This window comes from Streptomyces sp. NPDC059861, assembly GCF_042731435.1.
GTDB lineage: Bacteria > Actinomycetota > Actinomycetes > Streptomycetales > Streptomycetaceae > Streptomyces.
Genome location: NZ_JBHWJQ010000001.1, coordinates 448393 through 473036, shown reverse-complemented (window position 1 = coordinate 473036; position 24644 = coordinate 448393). Strand labels below are relative to the sequence as shown.

Sequence of the window (24644 nt, the reverse complement as noted above, 5' to 3'; positions counted from 1 at the left end):
TGGGGGCAAGGCCCGCGTCAATGGACGTTCGAGAAGCGTTTCGGCTCCGCCAGAACGGCGCCAGCACCGTCGAAGTCGGCGAGCCGCGCCGACAGGGTGGCCACGGCCAGCCGTGGGGGGAGCGCCGCCGAGAACTTCAGACCACGCACTGCCCGCTGGTCGACGTCGGGCAGGACGAGTGTCGGCCCGGCTGGTACGGCGTCCAGCGCGGCGCTCCACATGTCCGGGCTCAGGTCCTCCCGCAGCCGTAGGTAGCAGTCCGTGGGCCGTTGGACCGGGTCGGCGACCGACGACAGCGTCGCGCCCAGCGTCGCGTTGGCCCGGTACCCCGCCCACGTCCACCATCGGACGTCGTTCCCGCGTCGTGCGATCAGCGTCCCGCCGGGGTGGACGAGGTGAGGGGCGTCCTCGTCACGCCACTCCTGGAGGCAGACCTGGGCTCGTCGAGTGAGCGAGACGTCCGGGTCGGCGCCCAGGAGGACATCGCGCATGGCCCGCGTCAGCGCGTACGACAGTCCGGAGACCGTGCCTCCGGACCATTTGGCAATCCCACCACCTTCGACCGGCTCGACGAAGACCCGTTTGCGCCCCCAGTCGATGAACGTCACCTGCCAGCTGCGGCCCGCCAGCAGCAGCCGACGCGGTCCCTGGCGTTCTTCGGTGAGGACGGACGGGTCCATTCGCCCGATCTCGGTGCGGCCGGACAGGACGGTGAACTGCGGTGGTGCGGTGAAGGACGCGGTCAACTCGACGAAGTGGCGACGTCCGAAGCGGCGTTCCGCCTCGGGGCCGATGAACAGCATGCCCCCGTCGGTGTCGAGGAAGCCTTCGTCTGCCAGATGGCGGAGGACGGGAGTGGCCGAACGGTCGAAGGGCGCCAGGCCGTTCCACTGCTCGGGCCACGTCTGATCGCCCAGTTTGTGCTCCTGGAGCGCGGCGGCGAGCAGTTGCTGCGCGACGAGGTGACGTGGCTCGGGTGGTGCGACGACCGGTTCGACCCAGCCGCGGCCCCACAGGAGCAGCAGCGCGGCGGCCTGCAACAGGGTGTCCTTCTGGGTGGCCAGGAACAGGCAGTTCCGGGTGTTTTCGGCGCGGCGTCCCGTTCGGCCGATGCGCTGGAGGAACGAGGCGACGCTGCCGGGCGCGTCGATCTGGACGACCCGATCGAGGTCACCGACGTCGATGCCCAGTTCCAGGGTGGACGTGGCCACGATGACGCAGTCTCGTGCCTCGGCGAACGCCTGCTCGGACCGGGCCCGTTCGTCGGACGAGAGGGACGCGTGCGAGAGGAACACGGTGACGTCGCGTGCCCGCAGCGCCGCGCCCAGTTCCTCGACCTGCCGCCGGGAGTCGCAGAACACCAGTCGCTTCTCGCCCTTGTGCAGGGCCGCGATGACCTTGGCGGCATTGGACAGGGAGCCGACGTAGTCGAGTTCGACTTCTCCTGGCGGGGGACCGGCCGTGTCGTTCGCAGGAGCTCCTGCTGGTGCCGTCCGCGAGGACGACGTGAGGTCCGGGGCGACGACTCGGCCCGGACGCCGGCCGGCACCGGACCCTTGCAGCCAGGTGAGCAGATGCTCTGGATTCCCGACGGTCGCCGACAGCCCGATCCGCTGGATGGGACGCCCGGTGACCCGTTGGAGGCGTTCGAGGACCGCGAGGAGGTGCCAGCCTCGGTCGTCGCCCGCGAAGGCGTGGACCTCGTCGACGACGACGGCCCGGACGCCGCCCAGCAGGTGCGCGTGATCCGTCTTCACGCCGATGAGCATGGCTTCCAGCGACTCGGGTGTCGTCAGCAGGATGTCCGGCCTGTCGGTACGGATGCGTTGACGCTGTGATTCCTTGGTGTCCCCGTGCCACAGGGCCGCGCGCCGGCCCAGCCATTGCGCGTAACCGTCGACGCGGGTCACCAGGTTGTTGAGGAGTGCCTTGAGCGGGCAGAGGTAGAGGACCGAGGTGCTGGCCCAGCTCTGCGCGGACATGGCCGACAGGATCGGCAGGCAGGCCGCCTCAGTCTTGCCGCCTGCGGTGGGAGCGAGCAGCACGACGTCCTCGCCGTCCATCACGGGGTCGATTGCGGCCCGCTGCAGCGGCCGCAGATCCGGCCAGCCGAGTGTGTTGACAACGTGGTGCAGGATGACGGGGTCGAGCCGCTCGACGGGGTCCGCGGGTGGCGCCATCACAGCTCCAGATCGACGTCGCCGGCCGATGTCGATGCGGATGCGGCCAGGTTCCTTTCGACGTCGGTGAGTTCCTTGCTGTCCACGGTCAGGCGGTAGTGCTGCCGCGGGTCGAAGTCCGGGAACTGGTCGATTCGGTCGAGGACGTCTCCGATCAGCTTCTTGAGGAAGAGCCGGGGCGCCACACCGACCTTCCCGCCGAGCGCTCCGCCCACCGCTCGGGCGAGGTCGGCGATGTACGTGTCGTCGGCCAGTGCTTCGATCCTGCCGGGTGCGTCGGCCCCGGAGGCATAGAGTTCGCGGATGGTCACCCCGAGCCCGGTCAGCGACTCCAGGGTGAATCCGGGCAGGCGCAGTTGAACCGCACGCGGGTTGTCGAAGCGCGGGTCGGTGGTGAAGTCGGTGGCGAGCCGCTGGGCGAGCGGTGGGAGCCGCTGCACGCCCTGCTGGCCGTCGTAGAAGGCCGGGGTTCCGGTGATGACCAAGTAGATGCCGGGGAACCGCCCGGAGTGGACTTCGTCGATCAGCTGCCGCAACGCGTTGAGTGCCTTGTCGCGGGCGTCCGACCGCACTCTCTGCAGAGTTTCCACCTCGTCCAGCACGACGAACAGTCCCCGGTGACCGGAGTCCCGCAGGACGGTGAGCAGTCCCTGCAGGAAGCCCAGGGCGCCGAAGTGGTCGAGGTCGCCACGCACGCCCGCCGTTCGACGGGCCGCTGCGGCCACGTGGGGCTGGCCGCCGAGCCAGGCGAGGACGGCCGCCGCCGTCGCCTCGTCGCCGTCGGCCAGCGCGGAACGGTATCCGCGCAGCGCCGCCGCGAAGGACGGGGCGTGCCGTGACACCTTGGTCAGGCGGGCGGCCAGCAACTGCTGAACCGCGCCGCTCAGGTCGTCCTCGTCGGCCCCCGCCGCGAGGGCGTCCTCTTCCAGCGCGTAGAACCAGGCGTCCACGACGGGTCGCAGCGCGCTCGGCGGGAAGCTCGTCGTGGCCAGCCGTTCGGTGAGGCGACGGTAGACGGTCTCCAGTCTGTGCAGCGGGGTTTCCGTCTCCGAGACCTGGATCTCTGAGACGGCGAAGTTGCGCTGCTTGGCGCGTTCCCCGAGCCATCGGGTGAAGAACGTCTTGCCGGATCCGTACTCGCCGCGCACGGCCTTGAAGACCGAGGCGCCGGAGGCGACCGCGTCGAGTTCCGCGTCGAGGGCCGACTCGAAACGGTCGAGTCCGGTGGCGAGGAGATCCAAGCCGCTCTCGGGCACGGCACCGCGGCGCAGCGCGTCGATGGCGGTGCGCCGCCGGGCGGCGGAGACGGGAGAGGGACGAGGGTCGATCACCTGCCCATTCTCCCATCCCCGCCCGGCCCGCGGGCCGTGCTTTGGAGTCACCTGCGGTGGAGGCTTCCGTATCCCAGCTCGGTCGTGAGGTAGGTGACGAAGTCGCTGCTCTTCGCCGTCTTGTCGGGACCCGACCGCTGCTGCTGCTGGTACGTGTCGTAGTGCTCCTGGAGCGACGCCCACAGCGACCGAAGGCGCGCGGGATTCGGGAAGACGTCCTCCCGGGCGGCGTTGTTCAGGGCTTCCGGCTTGCTGAAGATGCGGCCCACAAGGTCGACGGCGCCGAGCATGGCCAGATGGAAGCGAAGGTTGGTGTGCAGCGACCGGGAGACGGGATCCGACGACGCCTGAAGGAACTCGTCCACCTGGCGCTGTGCCTTGGCCAGCCACAGGTAGACGGCGAGTTCCGTCTTGTCCGAGAAGACGCGCCGGTAGTCCGAGTCCGACTTCAGCAGGCTCGACGGACGGGCTCGGGCGTAGTCGGGCCGTCCCAGCGCCATTGCCATCACGGACTGGGCCAGCAGGGGGATGCTGACGATGCGGTCGGCCGGCTTGCCCTGGTTGCGGTAGAAGTTCTTGCGCCGGTCGTAGAACCAGTCGTGTTCCAGGAAGTACGACTCGATCTGCCGCTGGATGTCGTCCGTGGCACGCAGGGAGGCGACGGGCACGCTCGTCTGCCGGTTGGTGGCGCGGATGACGGAGTCACGGGCGGCCTGGTCCACGGTGACGAGGATGCGCACCTGCACCAGTCTGTCGAAGACCGGGTCGGCAGGGTCGGTCACGAAGCGGTCGCGCAGCGTTTCGTGCAGGGTGTAGGAGGTTTGCAGGCCGTTGACGATCTGAACGTCGGAGAGGCTGAGCCGCTTCCCCACTGAAGTCGCCTGCGAGCACACGATGGTGATGCCGTTGTTGAGCCACCAGAACTCGGGCGCCCCCGGGTTCTGCAGGGAGGCCGTGATCTCGCGGTTCACCTCGACGTTGCCCTGGTAGTCGCGGACGTTCCAGTCGAAGATGTGGGACTTGATCGCCCCGGTCTCGTCGCTGAGGAAGTCGATGTACTCACCCAGGCCGACGAGCGCGATGTGGCTGGTGCCGTGGGTGATGCTCTCCCGGTAGGGGAGTTCCAGGGTGTACGAGGGGAGGGTGCTGGCACGCTTCCAGAGCTCCGCGGGGCCCAGGAACTCGACCTCGCCGGTGGAGATGGCGAAGGCGCTGGAGAACTGGCTCTCGAGGATCTTGGCCTTCGCCTGCACCTTGGGGTGCACCTCGCTCGCCGAGCCCCGCGTCACGTACGAGAACTTGATCAATACGGTGGGGTGGCGGGTGAGGAGCTTCTTCAGGGCTTCCCTGAAGATGCGGAAGCGTGCAAGGAGGTCCTCGCTGTACAGCAGGCCGACGGTGGCCTCGTCGACCTCCATGTCCAGAAGGTTCTTACAGGTGGACGCCACCTTGTCGATGGCGACCTCGGAGAAGCCGGGGCTGGTCTTCGCCTGGACGAGCCAGAGCGTCAACTGGGTTCCCTGCTCCACGTTCGCGACGGCGGACTGCTGCTGGAAGATCTCACTGTCCTCGTGCAGAAGTCGCCCGCCGAGAAAGACGTACACCCCGTCGATGCCGCCATCGTCCGCGCCGCCGATCACACCGGCCTCGATCTCCTCCTCGGAGAGCCCGAAGCCGTGCAGCGCGTGTTCACTGGCGAACCGCTCGAATTCCGCGTCGAACGAGAGAGGGACGGCGCGGGCGTTGCGTCGCTCCTCGATCATCTGGTTGATCAACACACGGTCGTTGGCGCTCATGGCTCCCGGCTCATCGGTGTGGGAAAGGACTGGCAGATCGTCAGCCCAAGTCGAACTGCATGCGGAGCAGGGAGAGATCGAGGCGGACGGTCCGGCCGTCCGGCAGCGTCTCCAGGACCTGGACTCCGTCGTAGTTGAGCAACTGGCGCAGGATCGCGGCGAACCCGTCGGCGCGGGTGGCCGGATAGGACACACGCTGGGCGAGTGCCGTCACGGGAAGCGTGCCTCCGGCCTCGATCAGAGCCCGGATCGCGCCGTCCACCTTCTCCATCGGTGGTCTGCGCGCGAGCAGGCCGATCTGCCCCTGGAACGTCTCCGAGGCGAAGAGGGCTGTGACGAGGGCGTCGTCCGGGCTCACCGCGGCGGTGGTCACCAGAGTTCCGTTGTCCTCGGGCGAGGGGACCACGGCGACGTCGAACAGCGCGTCGTGGGTGCGGGCGAGCCGGGCCTGGGCCTTGGTCGGTCGCTGCCGGGCGGCCCGTTCCCCGGGGGCAGTGTGTTCGTGCGGGGCGGGGACAGCGTGCCGGGGAGACGGGGAGTCCGGGGACCACCACTCCGGCCGCTGGTCGCCCAGCTCCCGCCAGGAAGCGGGAGGGGGCGCTCCGAACGGCAGAAAGGCCAGGAGGGGGATGGTGAACTCGGCCAGGGAGGCTCCGCCATGGTAGCCGGCCTTGCGGGCGGTGTACCGGGAGTCGGCGTCCCAGAGCGCGACGATCGAGCCGCCCGGCTCCGGGGCTACCACTCGCGTTCCGTGCAGCTCTACCTCGGCAGGTCCCACCTCCTCGCCCGGCTCGCGGTGGCGGGCGGACAGCGGTGAGCCGGTCTCCACCTTCGCACCGTGCCGGTCGACGACGTGTCCGTGGTCGCTGGTGATCACCACCGCCATGCCCTGCGAGGCGGCGATCCGCAGCAGGTCCGGCAGGCCCGGGATGTGCTCGGCCCGCCAGGCGCCGTCGCCCAGTTTCTGCTCCTTGGCAAGCCGGTCGTCGATCGCGTTGAGGACGACCGCCACATGCGTACGGCCGTCCATGAGCGCTTTGGTGAGCGTGGACCCGAAGGTGTCCCCGGCGCTGTCGGCCCGCAGGTCGTCCTTGTGGAACACGGCGGCGGGCGCCCCGCCCCACAGGGGCAGGGCGGGGAACAGTTGCGCCTCGTCGTTCTGCGAGCCCCGCATCAGCCTTCCCGCGAACAGCGAGGTGCGCGAGACGGAGGTGAGGGTGGGGAGCGCCGCGGCCATGGCGCGGCGCCGCGGCGTGCCCTCCGCGGCCACGGGGTCGAACTCGGCCCAGGAGGAGCGCAGTTCCTCGGCCAGCTCGACGGCGATGGCCGCGCTCATCCCGTCCAGGACGATCAGGAGCACGCGCCGGTCGTCGGCGCCCCGCACGACCGGCTTCACCACCCGCTCCAGGAACGTCTCCACCGTCAGCATGCCGCCGGGATCGGTGCCGGCCGCGGTCCACGTCGCCAGGGTGCGGGAGAAGTCGCGGTCGATCTCGTGCCGCTGCCGGCGCACGCGCGCGGCCAGCGCGTCGTAGGCGGTCCTCAGCCGGTCGTCGGGGTCGCCGCCCGCTTCGATGTGTTCCACAGCGCGGTCGACCCAGGCGGTCTCCTTGATGTGGCGCCCGATGGCGGCGCCGACGTGCGACGCCTCGGCCGCCGGGTCGGTGGCCAGCCACTGAACGAGCCGCTGACCCATCCGAGCTCGTTCGATCCGGGCCCGTACCTCCGGCCCGTCGGCCCGCTGGTGCTCGTGCAGGGAGCGGACGGCCGTGTCCAGGGCTTCCGGCTCGCCTGCCGCGAGGGCCGCTCCGACCGCGGTGAACCTGGCGTCCAGGCCGGCGGGCAGCAGGAGACTGGTCCGGGCGGCAGCCTCGGCCCCGAACTGCCGGACCAGTGCCGAAGCACGCTCCAGCAACGTATCGCTCGTCCGGCGGGCCTCGCGGGCCTCCTCCGACACCGGGCCGCCGTCCCGCTTCGCTCCGGCGAGCAGCGTGCCGACGTAGTCCTCCGTGGCCCGGCCGAAGGCGGCGACCATGGCGTCGAGCTGTTCGCCCCGCAGCGGTGGGCGGTCTCCGAACCACCGCTCCGCGCGGCCGCGGGCCGTGTAGACGGCCGCGTCCGGCTCGGCGTGGCACCACAGGGTCGCGCACAGCAGTCCGAAGGCCACCGCGTCCGGCCCGTGCTCGGCCTCGACCAGGGCGAGCAGGGCGCGTCCCGCAAGCCCGGCCTGGTCCTCCTCCCCGAGGAACTCCGCCAGGCCCGCGCGTTCGGGACCCCGCAGCGCCAACAGGCGTTCCGGCCCTCCGGGAATCAAGGACCAGCCCAGCAGCGTGTGGGTGTCGAGCCGGTCCGCGGACGTTGCGTGGTCCTGGTGGGCCGTCTCGGCCTCGTACCGTCCCAGCCTCAGGCGGCGCAGCGCGAGCGCGGTCAGGGCGGTGCCACGGGAGAGCATGCCGCCGCCGAGCCGGGGCCAGCCCCCTCCCGGGGGCGCCGCGTCCAGGAGGGCCTCCGCGGCCCACTTGTCGTCCTTGAGCCTCGGGTCGACCTGGTGTGCGCCGAAGGCGTCCCGTACGACGTCCCAGCTGTCCACCGTGTCCACGCGCTGTTTATGGGCGCGGGCCAGGATGGCGGGGTCCAGCTCGTTCTGCTCGCGGTCGGTGAGGACGACGAGCACGGCGGGTCCGGTCGCAGGGTCCGACAGGTGACCGAGCACCAGCTCGTGCACGGCGAGCGGGGATGGGGCCGCCGCGATGCGGGCGGACTGCCCGTCGCCCCAGGAGTGTTCGGCCGGGCCGTCCCACTGGGGTGCGGAGCGCAGCAGCACGGCCCGTCGCCGGTCCCGGCCGGCCAGGGCGTCGGCCAGGGAGGTCTGGGCGGACAGGTACTGGGTGAGGGTGGCGAGGTTCAGCCGCACCGCCACCGCGCCGGTCGTCGCCGTGCTCATCCTTCGACGACCTGCCAGGTGATCTCGACCGTGGCACCGGGTTCCCGCGCGGCCAGCTCCGCGATCTCCGCCTGGAGTTCGGCCACGGCCCTGGCCGCGGTCGTCCGCCCGCCGCCGGAACGCTTCACCCGGCCCGGCGTGGACGGGCGCGTGCCAGGCGACTGCTCGGGCACGGGCGGGTGGCTGGACGGTGTGTCGAGGGGGACGTCACTCGGACGCGGGGCCGGGGGCGCGGGCGGCGCGGGCGGTGTCGCGCGGTTCCGCTTGACCAGGGCCAGCACCTCGCGCTGGGTCCGGGCCAGGGCCTCCTTGAGGTCGTTGGTCCGTTGGTCGCTCTGGGCGGCGTTGCGCAGGGAATCCAGCAGGGCCTCGCCCTCGGGGCCTTCCGAGGTGGCCAGGTCGAGCGTGGTCCACGACGTCGAGTCCAGTGCCTGCGCCACGGCTCGGGCCTGCTTGACCGAGGTCCCGAACCGGTCCGCGCCGACCTCGCCGAAGTCGAAGGCGGCCAGCGACTCGACGGTCTTCCTGGCGCCGGCGGCGCCCTGACCTGCGGACCGCGTCAGCTCCCGCAGCAGGTCGACGGCGCGGCGCGCGACGGCGAGGCGGCCGTTCTCGGCGGTCTCGTCGAGGCGGAGGAACCCGGCGTGCCGCTCCAACTGCGTCACCAGCTCCCGGGCGGCCTCCTGGTGGGCGCCCGCCTGCTGGACGATCTGCCGGGCGAGCTGGTTCACCATGCGGCCGCGCCGCAGGGTGGGGGCCGTTTCGCCGAACAGCGCCGTGAACCGCTGCCGGGCGGCCGACCAGTCCTCCTCCGAGGGCAGCGGCTGGCTGCGCAGCGCGTCGTGGTCCTTGATCTCGTTCAGCGCGGGCGCGGGGTCGAGCGGCGTGCCCGCGCGCACCCACACCCGGTCGTCCATCTCGGCGAACGAGGCCACCACCAGCCGGGCGAGGAAGCCCGGCAGACCGCGCGGCGCGGGCCGGTCGGTCCAGTCGGTCAGCGTGATCATGCTGAGGTCGCCGGTGACGCCCTGCTCGCGGGCCAGCTGCCGGAAGTGGTCCGCCCAGTAGTGCGACAGCTCGAAGTACGCCTCCTTCTGCTGCCCGAGCCGCAGCGGGGTGGCGACCCGCCGCATCAGGTTCCGGTCGGCGGCGGGGACCTCGGCCCGCCCGTCGCGGGCCTCGGCGGCGGCCTGGACGTGCGTGAACACCTTCTTCGCGTCGACGGGCCTGACCACCGTGCCGTTCCCGTCGGGGTCCAGGTCCGGGTGGTCGGGGTACTGGCTCACGAGCAGCCGGCTCGCGATGTGCCGGACGCCGTCGCGCAGGGACTGGCCGAACGACAGGGTCAGCCCGTCGACCTCGCGCAGCGACTCCAGGTGGTCGGAGAAGCCGAGTTCCACGTCGGTGGCCTTCTTGTCGGCCAGGCCGTACGCCTGCTTGAAGGCGGCCTTGATGTTCTTGAGCAGCGACTCGCGCTGGGTCTCCAGGAGACCCTTGGCGCGGGCCCGGTTGTCGGGGCTCAGGTGGCCGGCGTACTGGCCGTCGAACCGCCGGCTGTCGGAGAGGGCCCTGTCGATGACGACGAGACGGCGGAAGTCGGCGTAGCGCTGGCCGGACAGGTGGGTGGGCAGCCAGGCGACCGTGCGGGACGGCTCGCCCTGCCGCTCCCGCAGGCGCCGCATCCGGTTGGCGTCCTCGACGGCTCCGTACTCGCTGTCGTCGAAGGGCAGGTCGATCACGAGCCGCCAGAGCCCGTCCTGCTGGGGCATGAGGTCGTGGTCGGGCAGCTCGTCCTCGTCCGCGACGTTGCCGAAGACGACCTCGACGCTGCGCTCGGTGCCCCGCCACACGAACTGCAGCTGGTCCACCAACTGGCCCTGGCTGATGCCGAGTTCCTCGACGAGAATGCGCCGGGCGAGGGCCTGGCGGTTGCCGGGGTTGTCGTTGACGTTGGCGTTGGCGATCACCGAGTCGACGTCGACGCCGGACAGTTCGAGCCGGACGCCCGGGTTGGCCTCGGTGCCGGTCTCCTTGATCTCGGGGAACCGGCCAGCCCACTCGGCGATCTTGTTCTTCAGGATCCCGTACTCGCGCCCGGGGATCGGGGCCACGACCGAGCCGTAGTTCAGCGCGGACAGGCGGCGGACCGTCAGGTCGGACAGGGCGGGGACGCTGGGGGCGAGCGCCGACAGCAGCAGCGTGCCGATGATCCGGTTGTCCCCGGTGAACTGCTTGATCCGGGTGCGCAGCGCGGGGTCGGTGATGCTGTCGGGACGGTTCGCGTACTGCTCTATGTCCTCCTCGGACACGTTGTGCGTGAGGAGGAGGTAGGGCCGCAGCTTGGTCCGGTACAGCTTGTCCGCGGCCTCGAAGACCACCTTCAGGCTGTCGGTGAACGGCTTGTCGCCGCCCGCCGTGATCAGCGGGTACAGGTCGCCGACCGGGATCAGGTCGCCCAGTCGCAGCTCGGCGCGGTGGTCGGCGAGCAGCTGGCCCATCAGCTTCATGCCGGTCCGGTTGCGCTGCAGCGCGGAGGACACGTGCACGAGGGTGTCCATGAACGCCGGCGAGAACGGGTACGTCAGCCGGAAGCTCTCTTCGTCCGCGCCGACCCCGTCCGCCCCGCGGTCGGACCCCAGCAGCGTGTCCCACACCTCTTGGCGGATCTTGCGGGTCTTGTCGAACTCCGCCTCGATGAGGGCGGCGGCCTGGGCGTCCTTGGGCCTGAGCAGCCGGGCGTGGGCGACCTGGGGGAGGTTGCGGTCCTCCAGGGTGATCTTGTCGAAGCGTCCGGAGGCCAGGTTGAGCGTGTCCTGGATGGACGCCTCGGCGGCCCCGGACACCTCTTCGCCGACCAGCTCGCGCAGGTCGCGCTGGCGGGCGATGAAGGAGATGACCGGGACGGCGCGGCGGGCGTCGCCGCCCTCCACGAAGTTGGTGATCTTGCCGGCTTCCCGGGCCACGAACTTCTGGTCGTGGATGAGGGTGGCCAGCCACAGGATCAGCTCGTCCATGAACAGGATCAGCCCGTCGTAGCCGAGCGACTTGGCGTGCTCGGCGATCACGGACAGGCCGGCGTCCAACGAGACGAACCCGTGCTCGTCCTCGGCGGCGTTCTTCGCGAAACCGGGCAGCAGGTGGGTGCTCGCGTCCTGGACGAGACGCGCCCGCAGCTCGGCGGGAGTGGACGGACTGACCAGGTTGAGCGCCTGCCCGCCCTCGTGAACCTCCTCGGCGGCCAGCGCGGTGTCGAGCAGCGCGGGCGCCCAGCCGAACGCCTCGCCCCACTCGTCCTCCTCGTCCGTCCCGCCGCCGTCCGGCGAGGTGAGCCCGGCGATGACGGCCGCGTCGCCCATCCGGGACCGCATCGCCCGGATGTCCTCGAACAGCGCGTCCGTCCGGTACACCTGCGGCGTCGGCGCCTCGGGGTGCAGCTTCTTGACATGGCTGACGTATCCGCCGAGGACCCGCTGCTCCAGCGCCTTCGCCCCGAGCATGTGGTACGGCACGAGCAGGAACCGCTTGCCCTCCGTGCCGAGCCACTCGTGCTTGGTGAGCACCGGGTCGAGGTCCGTCCGGGAGCGGGCGGCCGGGCTGCCGCTGAGCAGCGCGTGCAGCACGGCCATGAAGTGCGACTTGCCGGAACCGAACGAGCCGTGCAGGTAGGCCGCCTTCGAGGTGTGCCCGTCGAGCGCGGCCTTGATCAGTCCCAGCGCCTCGTCGAAGTTCTCCAGCAGCCGCTCCGTGACCACGTAGTCCCGCAGGGCGCGCTCGGCGCCCTCGGGGGTCGTCGCCTCCGAGAGCTGGAGGACGAAGTCCGACGTGGAGATGGACTCCTTGATGTCGATGACATCGCGGAGCAAGGGCGGCTGCTGGGCCATGAACGATCACTCTCCGACGGGCGGCTGCGCGGGCTCATTCGATCGTATGGCGTACCGCTGACAACGGGTGACCACTTTTCGCACATGCCCGACTACACGAGCGCGGGCGCCTCCACGCCGGACGCGGGATGGACCAGCGACCGCAGTTTCTCCCGCGTCTCCGGGTCGGTCGAGTAGATGATCGTGCCGACCATGCCCCGCGTCAGCAGCACCTTGTACGTGTTGCGGATCAGCTTGTCGATCTCGCTGTCCGGCGTCGCCTTGGTGAAGATCGGGTCCTTCGACGCCGACCGGTCCACGACCCACCGGTCCGTCCGCCACACCAGGTCGGGACCGATGATGACGCCTGACCAGTCGTACTCGAAGCCCTGCGCGGTGTAGACGCACCCGACCTGGCCGAAACCTTCCGGTTCGGTGGCCCACAGGGGCGCGGGCGGGGCCCCGAACACGGACCGGTCGCCGTACACGTTCCACGGCCGCGCCCAGTCGCCGATGACGACATCGGTGGGAAGCGCTGTCATCTCGGGTGTGACCTTGGTCGTCCACTTCCAGCAGTAACCGGCCGACATCCGCGCGCCGTAGCCCTCCGCGCGCTTCGCGACGAGGAAGTCCTCCAACTCATGCGGGCTCTCGGCGGTCCGCAGCTCCAGTTTGCCGTCGGGCTCCCACGGGCCGGGCGTGCCGCCCTCCAGGCCGAGCAGGTCGACGACCCACTTCTCGTACGCGTCGCTGCCGCCGCACCTGAACTGGCCGTCCAGCTCGATGACCGTGCAGTCGAGCCCCTCCGCGGCGGCGGCCCGCCGGATCTCCTCCTTCGTCCCCATCTCGCCGGGCCGCACGACCTGGTGCTGGTCGAGCAGGAACACCGGCACCCGGGCCGCGTCGATGAGTTCGGCGACCTGCGGCCGGCCGGTGCGCAGCTCGGCCTTGGTGTAGCGGTTGGCGGAGGTCTTCCGCAGCCGGTGCGCCTCGTCGCAGATCAGCACGTCGAGGTCGTTCGGCTCGGCGTCCATGAAGCTGTTGAAGTACATGAAGAGCTTCTGCACTTCGCGCTTCTTGTGCCCGGCGACCTTGCGCATCGTCTTGGTGAAAGACGCCGAGCCGGTGGCGTGCAGAGCGGTCTCCCCGCGCCGGTACAGCTCGCCCAGCAACGACATCGCGATGACGCTCTTGCCGGAGCCTGGACCGCCGGTCACCACGATGACCTTCTTGTGGTTGCCGCGCTTGGCCTTGCGCACGGCCGACATCACCATCTCGTAGGCGACCCGCTGCTCGGCGAGGAGCACGAACTGCTCGCGGTCGCGGATCTCGGCCGCGGCGACCGCCATCAGCTGCTTCGACGGCCGGATCCTGGCGTCCCTCAGCAGGTCGGCGGCCTCCGCGCCGGACTTGGCGGCCAGCCGGGATCGCAGGAAGTCGAGGAAGGCCCCGCGCTGGTCGGCAGTGTACATCCGGCCGTACTGGTCCTCCTCGACGCTCCGCAGCCCCGCGATCCGGGACTCGGTCGCGTTGTGCAGGAACGCCACCCCGGCCAGCGACCCGGGCATCCGTTCCAGGGCCGCGTTGAACGACAGCAGGTACTCGCAGTAGCCCCGCACCTGTTCGATCGGGTTGAGGACGGGCTGCGGGTAGGCGTCGAGCCGGCACAGGAGAGGGTCCTCCTCGTCCGGGTGGGCCTCGCTCCACTGCTTCAACTCGACGACGACGTACGACGGCTGTCCCGTCGTCGGATGCACGCCGGCCAGAACGGCGTCGGCGCGCTTGCTGGTGAGGGGCAGGCTGTACTCGATGACCACCTCGACCTCGCCGAGCCCGGCTTCCATGAGGGCGTTGACGAGAGCGGGGAGACTGCGTTCCCAGGACCGTATCTCCGCCTGTGCGGCGTTCCTGCCGTGCAGGTGACGGAAGTTCTCGGTCAGATGCAGCGCCAGCGACCCTTCGAGGATGCGGGTGGCCACGGACGCCGCGGACTCACGGAACAGCAAGGAAATGCCCCCAGGCAGCACGAAGAAGACTCGTGCGGGTGGGGGCATGTCCTGCGGTGTCCGCCGCGCACCGCCGTGGAGCGGGTGCGATGGCGGATCAGGAAGCCCGTCGGGCCGCTGAGATGTTGTGTCGACATCCTAGGTGAGCGCGGCGATCAAGAGGAGGGGATTCCGTACGGGTTCGGCCACGTCCGGTGACGGACGGCACGGTCACTTGGTGCTCTGACGGGAGCGGGCGTTGACCTCGGCGAGGAGGGCGCTCAGCAGCTCGTCCTGGCTCAGTGTCCGGACGTGACGTGGGTCGGCATCCCACTCGCGGCCGCCGCCGAGCGGCCGGACCTGGAGGTACGGGCCTTCGTGGCCCATGACCCGGCCGACCCGGTCGCGGGAGGTGTCGCGTACGGCCTCTCCCACTGCCGGGACCTCGCTCGGGCTTCCGCCCCGGTCGTCGTCCTCCGTCACGTGCTGATCCCCTTCAGGATCACGTCCGCGAGCATCAGGGCCACGGGCGCCGAGCACACCCCGAGGTGGACGAGCGCGTACCGGGCCTCGCCCTCGCGGTCGTCCACCCACGGGGTGCGGATGTCCATCGACGGGAGCTGGATACCGGCCCGGCTCAGCGCGGAGGCGAGGGCGTCACGGGCGTCCAGGGCCTCCTGGACCTTCGGAGCGGTGGGTGGCGGGCTGCCCGCGTCGGCTGGATGGTCGATCGCCGTCGCGTGGTCCGGGTGTCGCGGTGTGGGGGTCATCGTCGTCCTCGTCGGTCCAGTCCTACGGATTCCAGGACCCGGCTGCGCTGGGTGAATTACGCTGCGTAGTCCGGGCGTTACGAGGATGCGCCGGGATCCGGGCGGCCAGGCCGTGGACAGGGGCGTGCTTCCCCGCGCCCCGGAGGTCGTTCCACACCTTCCACACCGTCCTCGCGAGCGTTTCGGAGGGGAGCCAGCCGTATGCCGCAACGACGCGTCATCACCGGTCGCAGCCAGGAACCACGTCAGCGCTTCGCCGAGGAACTGCGCACCCTGCGGGCGGGCAGCGGGACGAGCCTGCGGCAGCTCGGGGAACGGCTGGGCTGGGACTGGTCCCTGTTCGGCAAGATGGAGAAGGGCGAGACGCTGGGCAGCCCGGAGGTCGTCCAGGCCCTCGACACGCACTACGGAACGCCGGGGCTGCTGCTCGCGCTCTGGGAGTTGGCGGCCGGGGACCATACGCAGTTCCGGGAGCGGTACCGGCGGTACATGGCGCTGGAGGCGGATGCGGTGAGTCTCTGGCATTTCGCGGTGGGCGTGCCTCCAGGGCTCCTTCAAACGCGCGGATACGCGAGGGAGGTCCTTGCGGCGGGGCGGCTCAAGGACAAGGAGCTGGAGCAGCAGGTCAAGGCTCGGCTGAGTCGACGTGACCTGCTGGAAGGAGAGGACGCACCACACTTCCGTACGATCCTGTCCGAGACAGTGCTGCGCACTCCGTTGAGGGACACCGCTGCTTGGCGTGAGCAGCTAGAACACCTGGTCAAGATGTCCGAGCGGCCCATGGTCGCGATTCAGGTGCTTCCACACAGCGCGGGACCTCACAGCCTCTCCCACACCGACGTGATGTTTCTACGAGTGCCGGGCGGCCGCACCGTGGCCTACGTTGAGAGCGCGAGTCGGGGCGACCTTGTCGAGACCGCTAGTCAAGTCGAAGATCTCCAGCAAATGTACGATGCGGTGCGCGACTTGGCCCTGCCCCCGGACGAGTCGCGGAAGTACATCCGGCGCGTGTTGGAGGAAGTGCCATGCGAACCATCGACCTGAGCGCCGTCGCCTGGCGCAGGAGTAGCTACAGCAACTCGGATGGCGGTCAGTGTGTCGAGGTCTCCGACGACTTCACTGCCGTCGTCCCGGTACGGGACAGCAAGGTTCCACACGGTCCAGCGCTCGTGTTCCCGGCTGGCGGCTGGTCTTCTTTTGTGGCGGCGGTCAAGAGTGGTTGCCTGAGCGACTGACACGGAGTATCCACGGCCCTCGCGTTGATCGTTACCGCGAGGGCCGTTGTCATACCCGCCTGGTTACTTCTTGGCCGGACGCCAGGCGCGCAGGTCGTCGTCGGTGAGACCGTGCTTGCCCTGTTCCATCTGCCGGTCGCCTTCGAAGAACTTCGCGGGGGTCGGGGCGAAGAGGGGGTCGGGCTCGTTGTGCCACTGGTCCAGCCACGGCTGGAGTTCCAGCAGCCCGGCGAGGAGCGGGGTTACCTCTTCGGTGGTCAGGCCCTCGTGGGTGGCGATGTACGTGTCGAGCGCGATCGCCTGCTCGCGGTGGTCCCAGCCGGCCCAGCCGTAGAGGGTGGGGGTGGCCGCGTTGGTCCGCCCGTACGAGATGAACCGCTCCTTGGGCACGTCCAGCTTGCCGCGCGCCCGCCAGTATGAGGGATGCAGGAAGTCGGCCGAGGTGTACTTCGGCGGCACGGGAATGGAGTCCCGGATCTTCCGCTTGGTCGGCTCGTCCGGGGCAGCGTCCTCCTGACGCTGAAGCCTCCAGACATGCTCCCAGTCCGCGCGCTTCTTGAGCCCGGAGGGCTTGTAGCGCAGGGCGGGGAGGAAGGGCACGTGCTCGGTCGTCATCAACTCGGCGACGACGGCGGGCAGTTCCTTGTGGGGGGCGTAGATCTTGGCGACGAAGACGAAGTCCTCGTCACGGGACAGGTTGTCGGTGAGGCGGGAGAGGGCGACGAGGACGGGCATGTCGTTCTCATCGAACCAGTGGGACCGGTCCTCGATCCGATCGAGCAGCCACCCCTTGAGTGCCTTCTCCTGAAGCGCGTCCCACCCTTCGGTGGCCCAGCGGCGCTTGTACTCCGGCCGCTCGATCATGCCGATGGCGCGAGACGACTCGATGGCGTCGATCCGCTTCTGGACGACCTCGCGGTAGGTGTCTGGCCATTCCGCAGGGATCTCTGTGATAGGCGTGGACCCGTGTCGCGTAAACCATGCAGTGGCAATTTCCCCACGCGCGGCCCGGCGAGCAAGCGCGATCTCGAAGGCGCGTTCTCCGAGTCTAATTCCGGGAAGATCAGATTCCTCAGGCATGCAGAGGTCTTCGGAGTGCAGGCTGTAAAGATAATAGACCTGCCAATCGATTTCTTCTTGTAGGGCAATCATGCGAGCGCGGATGTCAAGCCATCGACTCTGAGCGTCACGCAAGGCGCTCATAGTTGGTGTCCCTTTTGCTGCAATGGCAGCAGGACTGGTGGCGGCGAGTTCCTGTACGAGGGATTCCATAGCGGCCGCAGCTAGGCTTGGATAAGTGGCGGGAAGCGGAAATTCCAGGAGTTTCGTCCCGGTGAACTCATACCGCTCCTCCCATGCCTCGTCCTGCATACCTCGACCGTTTCCTCCCCCAGCCTTCGGTTGGCTCACTTGCTTAAGCCAAAATCCGGCTGTAGAGCTATTGAGCAGTCCGAGTAGTTGCAGGTATTCTTCCTTGCTGACCCCCTCTCGTAGCTTGATTACAGGGGCGGTCTGCTTGAATACTCTCCCTCCGCGCTCAAGGCTAAAATGGTTGTGGGTGGCCACGAAAGGAAATGTAATGCCGAGTCGAGCTGAAAATCGCTCAGGATGCCATCGACTCCACTCGTACCAGGTTAGGCCGATGTTTTCGTGAGTCCCGCCGGGTTCACGCCGTTCGCGAAGGATGGATCGATGGCACCACAATAGGGGTGCTAGGTCGTCTGTGAGCTCTGCCCGGAGATCAGCTCCGTATGGGAAGAGTGCGTCAATTTCGGGCCGGATTTCCCAATCGCGGACTGCTTCTCCGCCTACGAGCGGTATCACGTGGGATGCTGCCACGCGATAACGCTCCCACGTCTTGCGTGGTGCGAAGTAAACTTCATCGCTACCTGTGTGGGCGTAGCGGCCAATCGCTCGCTTTACTGAAGCCAGGGTGCTGACCTTGCATGCGGCGATCTGCTCATTCAGCTCAAGACCACCATCGGCAAGAATCCAAGGCTGTTTCCCGAAGTGTCGATCGCGATCAAGGTCGTCAACTGACACCCATTGGCTTATAGACCCTGGGCTATCAATCTGGCTGACGATTGCTTTCCAAACGAGCCCCTCCTCTGCGACGTCAGGTGTCCGGGGTTCGCCTTGTACGCTGCGTACGGTTCGAATAGACGTGGAACGCTTGTTCCCGCTACGACGTCGGCCTATAAGGATGACGGTAGGTGTGCCGTGACCGGGGATGTATGCGCCTGACGCGTCGACGACTTCTGTCAGTTCGACCTCGTGTGCGAAGTATGTTTCGATCAGTTGCGTGCCGAATTCCCTCTTCATGAAAGAGTTTGCTGTGATCTGGCCGACCAGTCCATAGCCCAATTCGTGGCCATCGCCGGACTTTGCTAGCTCGAAAAACCTCTGAGCGAACGGCACGGAGAGGGCGTACTGCAATGCGCAGGCGCTGTACAACTCTTTGTAAAGCTTGCTAAGCCCCTTATCCTTCACCGTAATATAAGGCGGATTCCCCACCACCACGTGATACCGCCCCGGCTCAAGAATCCCCGGATGCTCGTGTACATCCTCCGTCTCATACTTGAAGTCGGCCAGCTCATCCGCCCCCTCCTCCTCCAAGTCGTCGAACAGATTCCCCTGCTTGTGTCGGTGCTTGATGAGTGAGTCGCCCACCGCCAGATGAATCGGCCACTCGTACTTCGCGGCCTCCGCCAGCGTTCGCACCCCACTCGCAGCCATAGCCGCCACCAGCAGCCGGAACCGAGCGATAGCTACCGCGAACGGGTTCAGGTCCACCCCGTGGACCGAGTCCAGCGCCTCCCGGACCCGCTCGTGCACGTCCTTCCCGGGCCGACCTTCCGCCCACAGCCGCACCAACCGCCGGAACGCCCCCAGCACGAAGTGCCCCGACCCGCACGTAGGGTCGATCATCTTCAGGCCCTCGTACCCGAACTCCCGGACCGCCGGGTCCATGGTCCGGTCGAGGATGAACTCCTCCACGAACTCCGGCGTCTGGAGCAGCGCGTACGTCTTGCGTGCCGCCTCGCTCAGGTCCTGGTACAGGTCGCCCAGGAAGCGCGTGTCCCAACCCCGCGTCCCGTCGCCGTCCTCCTCCAGGGGATCCCGGAAGTCGTGGACGAGCACGCCGTGCTCGTCCCGCGCGCGCCAGAAGTCCACCAGGTCCCGCGCACCGTCGTGCGACAGCGGGATCTGGTACAGCGGGTTGTGCCGCCGGTCGAACAGCAGCCGTCCCGCCTGCCCCGCGCCCAGTTCTTCGAACGCCTGCTCAAGCCAGCCCCGGTACGTCGGGTCGTCAGACCGCGCGACGTACTCCTCGAACCGCGCCAGCGCCAGGTCGCGCCGGTCGTCCTCGGGAGCCGTCAGGTACGGCTCCGGGATCAGGCGGTTGTCCTCGCAGAAGCGGACGAACACCGTGCCCAGCACCCACGCCACCGCGACCTGCGTGACCCGCTCGTCCAGCCAGGAGTTCCACGTCGCCGCCGTACGGCCCAGCTTGCGCGCACGGTCGTACTCCGCGCGCAGCTTCTCGCCCTCCTGCACCACCTTCACCTGGCGCCCCAGGTCGGCCTCGACCGCCTTGACCTGCCCCTTCAGGTCGTCCAACAGGGCCTTGCGGTCGATCACTTGGCGTCTCCCTCGGTACCGTTCATCATCTTCATTCCCGCCCCCATCGCGCCGGCCCGGTGGGCGTTGCGCACCCACGAGTCCGGCAGCTCTATCCACTCGCCCAGGCCCGCCTGGTACGCCACGGCCACCTGCCCCAGCCTCGGCTCGCGCGCCGGGTCCGGCTGCGGCACGAGCAGCCACAGCCCCCGCCCGCCCTGCCGGGCCGCCTCCGCCAGCCGGTCCAGGACGCCCATCGCGTCGTAACGGGCGAAGACCGCCACCTCGGTCAGGAGCACCGGACCCGAGCCTGCCCCCGGCGCCAGCAGCTCACGCACCCGGGGTTCGACCGTTCCCCACGCCGTGCGCGCGTACTCCGTGAACTTCATGGCCCCCCGCGATCCCGGCTCGGCCACGTCCGCCTTCAGCAGGGTCTCCCACGTCGGCTTCGTGCCCGGCGGGACCAGCGCGTGCAGGGACTCCAGGAACAGCTCCGTCACCGACACCGGCTGCGCGCCGATGCGGTCCGCCGTCAGCTCCCGTACGGCCTCGACCGTGCGGCCGTGGTGCACGGTCAGCACCCGGTAGCCGTCGCGCCGGGCGGATGCGAGGAGCCGTTCGTCCGCGCGGACCGCTCCCGCGAGCAGCGGGTCGTCCGAGTACCGGGTCGCTGAGCCGACGAAGGTGGACTGCCGGGCCGCCACGCCCGTCAGGTAGCTGGACGCGTCGTCCATGCGGGTGGGCAGGTAGCGCGGCTTCCCGGAGTCCTCGTGCGTCGACAGGGCGAGGTCGAAGCCGGCCTCCCGCAGCGCCTTGGTCAGCGGCCCGCCGGTCGGCAGCTCGTGGGTGCTCCTGCCCCGGGCGTCCTGGACGACCAGCTCCGGGAAGCGGGCCCGTACCCGCTCGTGGATGTCCTCCGGACGCAGGCCCGGCTGCCACGCCTCGGGCACCCCCGGGTTCAGCGGGACCAGTCCGGCTTGCGTCAGGCGCAGTGCCCGTACCAGCGGCAGGTCGCGCGGGTAGATCTCCAGACGCGGCGTGGCCGCGGCGTTGACGGACGCGGCGGCGGCCAGCTCGACCAGGCGGCGCTCGTCCCAGTCGACCACGCCCGGCGGCGGGGTCAGCGCGCCCAGCTCGCTCAGTACCGTCGTCGCCGTGGGCAGGGTCTCCAGGCGGGCCAGCCGGTCGGCGGTCCTGCCCAGACGGGTGGCGTAGTCGAGGAGGCCGGGAGCCGTCGGGGTGTCGGGGGCGTCGACCTCGCGGACGTCCAGCGCGAGCAGCCCGGCCGCCAGCGACTCCTCCGTCGCCCTGCGGTTCGGCTGGTGCTGGAACTCCGCTTCCTCCGGCTGGAGCTGCTCCACCTCGACCACGGCCCGGACGGCTGCCAGCGCTAGTGCGCGCCGCTGCTCGCGCTCCGGAAGCTGCGTACCGCGCCGTACGGCGAGCGCGTCCGCGATCTCCACGGCGGAGGCGACCCGGCCGAGGTCCACCAGCAGCCCGACGATCTCGTCCCGCAGGGCCTGGACCGCGGGCAGCTTCTTCCAGCGCTTGCGCTCCTCCTTCAGCATCTGCGGGATGCGGCCGGCGGACAGCCCGAGCGCCTCGGCCACGTCCTTCTGCTTGGGCCACACGCCGATGCCGGGCAGCTCCCCGTGCTCGTCCGGCAGCCGCAACAGCAGCCGGACCATCTCGACCTTGTTGGCGTTGGAGCGGTTGTTGTTCAGCTCCGGGACGAAGAGCGTGGCGAGGGTGTCCAGGCTCACCGAGCGCAGGGCGGACTCCGTCAGCCCGGCCGCGCCCTCGCCGACCGCGAGGGCCCCGGCCACCGCCGACTCGGCGGCGGTGAGCTGCGCCAGTTCCTCCTTGGCCTCCGCCCGGCCCTTCGGGGTGAGCGGGGAGAGCGGCGTCTCCCGCAGCAACCTGCCCCACTGCCGCTGGCGGCGCTGCACCTCGGTGCGGGTCTTGGTGCCGAGGCCCGGTGCGTTGAGGAGCTTGCTGCGGCTGTAGTCGAGAAGGCCGCCCACGGTGGTGATCCCGAGACCGTAGAGGAAGGACTCGGCGGCCGGGGTGAGACCGGCGGCGGACAGGTGGGTGTCGCGGGTGACCGCCGCCGCGAGGCGCTCACGCTGCTCGTCGGCGCTGAGAGGTTCGGCGTCGGCGATCGACGCAGGGCGCCCACCAGCCGGGGCCGGCTGCGGGGCGGGCTCGGGGTGGCGGGAACGATGGCTGGACGGCACCGCCTGCGAGGCGTTCAGGAAGATCCGCTTCCAGGCGTCCCGCATCGGCTTCAGGTCGGGGAAGCGCTGGGCCACGTCCCGGTGCAGGGCCTTGCGGAAGAAGGCGACCAGCCCGTCCCGCACGGCGGGCTCGAAGGCGTCGGCCTGGACGGTCGGGTAAGGGAACTCCTTCTCGTCCGTCATCCGGGGCGGGACCGAGCCGTCGCCCCACTTCGGCAGCTCGCCCGAGGCCATCTGGTGCAGGGTGACGGCGACCGCGTACCGCTCGGCGTGCGAGTCGTACGCGGTACGGGTCAGGGTCCCGATGAACGGGTCGAGGTAGCCCTCCGTACCGGCCTCGTGGTCCTTCGCCGGGTAGCCCGCCAACGAGAAGTCGATGAGGACCAGCTCGCGGGTGCGGTTGGGACGGATCCGGATGGCGATGTTGTCCGGCTTGATGTCGCGGTGCCAGACCCCCTCGCCCTCCAGGAAGTCGACGGCGCCGAACAGGTAGTCGCCGTACGCTTCCAACTGGTCCATCTGCAGGCGGCCGTGCTCGCGCAGCTGGCGCGCGACGGTCTCCTCGCGGCGGCGGGTGCGGGTACGGGTGCCGGTCTCGGCGGCCTCCGGGTCGTGGTCGAGGCTCTCCCGCTCGTCGCCCACGTACTCCAGGGCGAGGACGGTGCGGTTCCCGATGCGCAGGGGCTCCGGCTCGACCAGCCGGATCACCCGGGAGTCGGGGCGCAGCCGGTTCATCACCTCGGCCTCCTGGACCAGGACCTGGCCCCGGCTGTCCGAGAGGGCGACCTTCAGGACCGCCAGCGGCCGGGTCCTGCGCGCCTCGGCCTCGAGGTCGCGGACGAGGAACGCCCGGCTGGTGGAGCCGGTGCCCAGGCGGCGGCGCACCTCCCAGCGCCCGCCGAGCACGTCACCGGCCACCGCCTCCAGCGGGTCTTTCTCCGCCTCCTCGGGGAAGTCGGCGGGCTCGGGTCCGGCGGCCGAGGAGGGCGCGGTCAGACCGTCCTCGACGATCTCCAGCATCTCCAGGAACTCGTCCACCGAGGACAGTCGCTGTCCGGGGCGGTAGGCGGTCGCGGCCTGGACGAGGAAGTCGATGTCTTCGGACAGGCCGTCGACCAGGGAACTGGGGCGCAGGCCCTCGCCGGCCTCCAGACGGGCCAGCAGCTCGGCCTGGCTCGCGGCCGGAGCCTTCCCGGTGACCAGCAGATAGGTGAGGACGCCGAGACCGTACACGTCCAGGTACACCGGGTCGGCCTTCAGCGCGGTCAGCTCCGGGGCGAAGTACGGGTCGGAACCCTCCGACAGGTGCATCGCCGACAATGCCGTCGGGGCGAAGCGGGTCACGCCCTGGCCGCTCCCGCCCTCCGAACCGGACGCACGCTGAGTGGCGATCTGCCAGTCCGAGATCTCCAGGCGGGGCGTGAGCCAGGCGGCGTCCTCACCGATGACCTGCCCGCGGCGGCCCCGGTCGCGGGGGACGACATGGACGGCGCGGGCGGCCAGCGCCCGGTGGTGGATCCGGGCGGAGTGGGCGGAGCGCATCGTCTCGGCGAGCTGGCGGACCAGTGCCATCCGGCCGAGGATGTCCAGGCTCTTGCCGTGCTGGAGCAGGTACTCGTCCAGGCGCAGGGTGCGCGGGTCGTAGTCGAAGATCAGCGCGGGGCCCGCCGCGTGTCCAGACGGGTAGTACTGCTTGAGCTGCACCACGCCGGGGTGCTTGAACCGCTGCAACACCGCCGCCTCGCGGCGAGCGGCGTTCTCCACCGACCGCCGGATCGACGCGTCCGACCCGCGCTCGCTCAGGTAGACGCGGACCCGGGCCACCTCGGGCAGCTCGCTGTGGTGCGCCTTGTAGTCGGCCCAGGTCGGCCCCGAGTCGAATGACTTCCGGTCCAGCTGGTACGGGCCGACCTTGTACTCCGCCTCGCTCCTGCGGATGCCGATCCGGTCCAGCGCGGTCTTGATCTCGCGGGATTCGACGGCCGTGATCCGGCGCCGCTCGTCCCGGGGCGGCCGCTTCAGCATCGCGACCAGTTCGTCGACGGTGTGCACGCCGTTCTGGTCATGGGCGGGCAGGCGCGCGCGCAGGCCGCCGTCGGTGAAGCAGACGGCCTCGCCGACCCACACTCGCCTGCCGTGCTGGCCGAGCAGGGAGGCGAGCTCCTTCGCCTTCTTGTTGACGAGGTGGAGGGGGTTGCCGTGCGGGCGACGGTGCCCGCCGGGGGTGGTCTGGACCCAGGTGCCGTTCTCACTGGTGACGGAGCCGTGCCAGTCCTTCAGTTCGATCATGTGGACGCCGCCGGGGGCGACGACGAGAAGGTCCACCTCGCGGACGTGACCGGTGTGAGCGGTGAAGGTGAAGTTCGACCAGGCCCGCCACGGATCGGCGTCCGGCAGCTGCTCCCGGATGGCTTCCAGGCCACGGTGTTCATGGTCGAACTCGGACTCGGTGACCGTGGTCCACCGGCCTTCCCGCATGCGCCGTCCCCGCCTTTTGCACTCCGACTCCAGTGGGCGCCCGCTCCTGGTCTCCCGGCCTTTCGCACCGTTTCCACCACGTCGCGGACCCGGTGAATCCTAGTCGTGGCCGCCGACAGCGGGTACGTCCCGGACGGCGGACCAGGAGACGAGGGGGGAGGACGCTCCGCCGCGAACAGCCGGGCATCGGACGCCCGAACCGTGGGC

At 69.8% G+C, this 24644-nt stretch carries 12 protein-coding genes; 2 read left to right on the top strand and 10 right to left on the bottom strand.

The features are described 5' to 3' along the window. Positions 1–17: 17 nt before the first annotated feature. The 8 genes from ACFV6X_RS01970 to ACFV6X_RS01935 form a co-directional block, all read right to left on the bottom strand. A complete protein-coding gene (locus ACFV6X_RS01970) occupies positions 18–2180 on the bottom strand; it encodes a DEAD/DEAH box helicase (protein ID WP_385376187.1) in 2163 nt (720 codons plus the stop codon). After that, positions 2180–3511: a BREX system ATP-binding protein BrxD gene (gene brxD / locus ACFV6X_RS01965; RefSeq protein ID WP_385376184.1), complete on the bottom strand. Its 1332-nt coding sequence runs from the start codon at positions 3509–3511 to the stop codon at positions 2180–2182. Before brxD ends, ACFV6X_RS01970 begins: the two co-directional genes overlap by 1 nt. 47 nt (positions 3512–3558) lie before the next feature. After that, complete coding sequence (locus tag ACFV6X_RS01960; protein WP_385376181.1) at positions 3559–5307, bottom strand: AIPR family protein; 1749 nt, start codon at positions 5305–5307, stop codon at positions 3559–3561. Between the two features lie 40 nt (positions 5308–5347). Then, positions 5348–8251 (bottom strand): BREX-2 system phosphatase PglZ, encoded by a 2904-nt coding sequence (gene pglZ / locus ACFV6X_RS01955; protein WP_385376178.1) that lies wholly within the window; start codon positions 8249–8251, stop codon positions 5348–5350. Next, positions 8248–12132, bottom strand: a complete 3885-nt coding sequence (locus ACFV6X_RS01950) for a phage resistance protein (RefSeq protein ID WP_385376175.1) — start codon at positions 12130–12132, stop codon at positions 8248–8250. Before ACFV6X_RS01950 ends, pglZ begins: the two co-directional genes overlap by 4 nt. Before the next feature lie 92 nt (positions 12133–12224). Then, the gene (locus ACFV6X_RS01945) at positions 12225–14165 is read right to left on the bottom strand and encodes a DNA/RNA helicase domain-containing protein (RefSeq protein WP_385376172.1); all 1941 of its coding nucleotides are present in this window, start codon (positions 14163–14165) and stop codon (positions 12225–12227) included. Positions 14166–14327: 162 nt separating this feature from the next. Beyond that, positions 14328–14579 (bottom strand): hypothetical protein, encoded by a 252-nt coding sequence (locus tag ACFV6X_RS01940; RefSeq protein WP_385376169.1) that lies wholly within the window; start codon positions 14577–14579, stop codon positions 14328–14330. Then, positions 14576–14866 (bottom strand): hypothetical protein, encoded by a 291-nt coding sequence (locus ACFV6X_RS01935; protein WP_385376166.1) that lies wholly within the window; start codon positions 14864–14866, stop codon positions 14576–14578. The genes ACFV6X_RS01940 and ACFV6X_RS01935 overlap by 4 nt, the downstream gene beginning before the upstream one ends. Before the next feature lie 201 nt (positions 14867–15067). Between ACFV6X_RS01935 and ACFV6X_RS01930 the strand changes: the two genes are divergently transcribed. Together ACFV6X_RS01930 and ACFV6X_RS01925 are read left to right on the top strand one after the other, a co-directional pair. Then, positions 15068–15910 carry a helix-turn-helix domain-containing protein gene (locus ACFV6X_RS01930; RefSeq protein ID WP_385376163.1) on the top strand — a complete coding sequence of 281 codons (843 nt, stop codon included), beginning with the start codon at positions 15068–15070 and terminating at the stop codon, positions 15908–15910. After that, the gene (locus ACFV6X_RS01925) at positions 15892–16101 is read left to right on the top strand and encodes a DUF397 domain-containing protein (RefSeq protein WP_385376161.1); all 210 of its coding nucleotides are present in this window, start codon (positions 15892–15894) and stop codon (positions 16099–16101) included. The genes ACFV6X_RS01930 and ACFV6X_RS01925 overlap by 19 nt, the downstream gene beginning before the upstream one ends. 63 nt (positions 16102–16164) lie before the next feature. Here ACFV6X_RS01925 and pglX read toward each other — a convergent pair whose 3' ends face one another. Next, positions 16165–19743 (bottom strand): BREX-2 system adenine-specific DNA-methyltransferase PglX, encoded by a 3579-nt coding sequence (gene pglX, locus ACFV6X_RS01920; RefSeq protein ID WP_385376158.1) that lies wholly within the window; start codon positions 19741–19743, stop codon positions 16165–16167. Then, positions 19740–24437, bottom strand: a complete 4698-nt coding sequence (gene pglW, locus ACFV6X_RS01915) for a BREX system serine/threonine kinase PglW (protein ID WP_385376156.1) — start codon at positions 24435–24437, stop codon at positions 19740–19742. The genes pglX and pglW overlap by 4 nt, the downstream gene beginning before the upstream one ends. Between the last annotated feature and the right edge of the window lie 207 nt (positions 24438–24644).

Bases quoted from the DNA above. Each gene is read 5' to 3' on its own strand.
- ACFV6X_RS01970 (WP_385376187.1), bottom strand. From the start codon at position 2,180: ATGGCGCCACCCGCGGACCCCGTCGAGCGGCTCGACCCCGTCATCCTG.
- ACFV6X_RS01960 (WP_385376181.1), bottom strand. From the start codon at position 5,307: ATGAGCGCCAACGACCGTGTGTTGATCAACCAGATGATCGAGGAGCGA.
- pglZ (WP_385376178.1), bottom strand. From the start codon at position 8,251: ATGAGCACGGCGACGACCGGCGCGGTGGCGGTGCGGCTGAACCTCGCC.
- ACFV6X_RS01950 (WP_385376175.1), bottom strand. From the start codon at position 12,132: ATGGCCCAGCAGCCGCCCTTGCTCCGCGATGTCATCGACATCAAGGAG.
- ACFV6X_RS01945 (WP_385376172.1), bottom strand. From the start codon at position 14,165: ATGCCCCCACCCGCACGAGTCTTCTTCGTGCTGCCTGGGGGCATTTCC.
- ACFV6X_RS01935 (WP_385376166.1), bottom strand. From the start codon at position 14,866: ATGACCCCCACACCGCGACACCCGGACCACGCGACGGCGATCGACCAT.
- ACFV6X_RS01930 (WP_385376163.1), top strand. From the start codon at position 15,068: ATGCCGCAACGACGCGTCATCACCGGTCGCAGCCAGGAACCACGTCAG.
- ACFV6X_RS01925 (WP_385376161.1), top strand. From the start codon at position 15,892: ATGCGAACCATCGACCTGAGCGCCGTCGCCTGGCGCAGGAGTAGCTAC.
- pglW (WP_385376156.1), bottom strand. From the start codon at position 24,437: ATGCGGGAAGGCCGGTGGACCACGGTCACCGAGTCCGAGTTCGACCAT.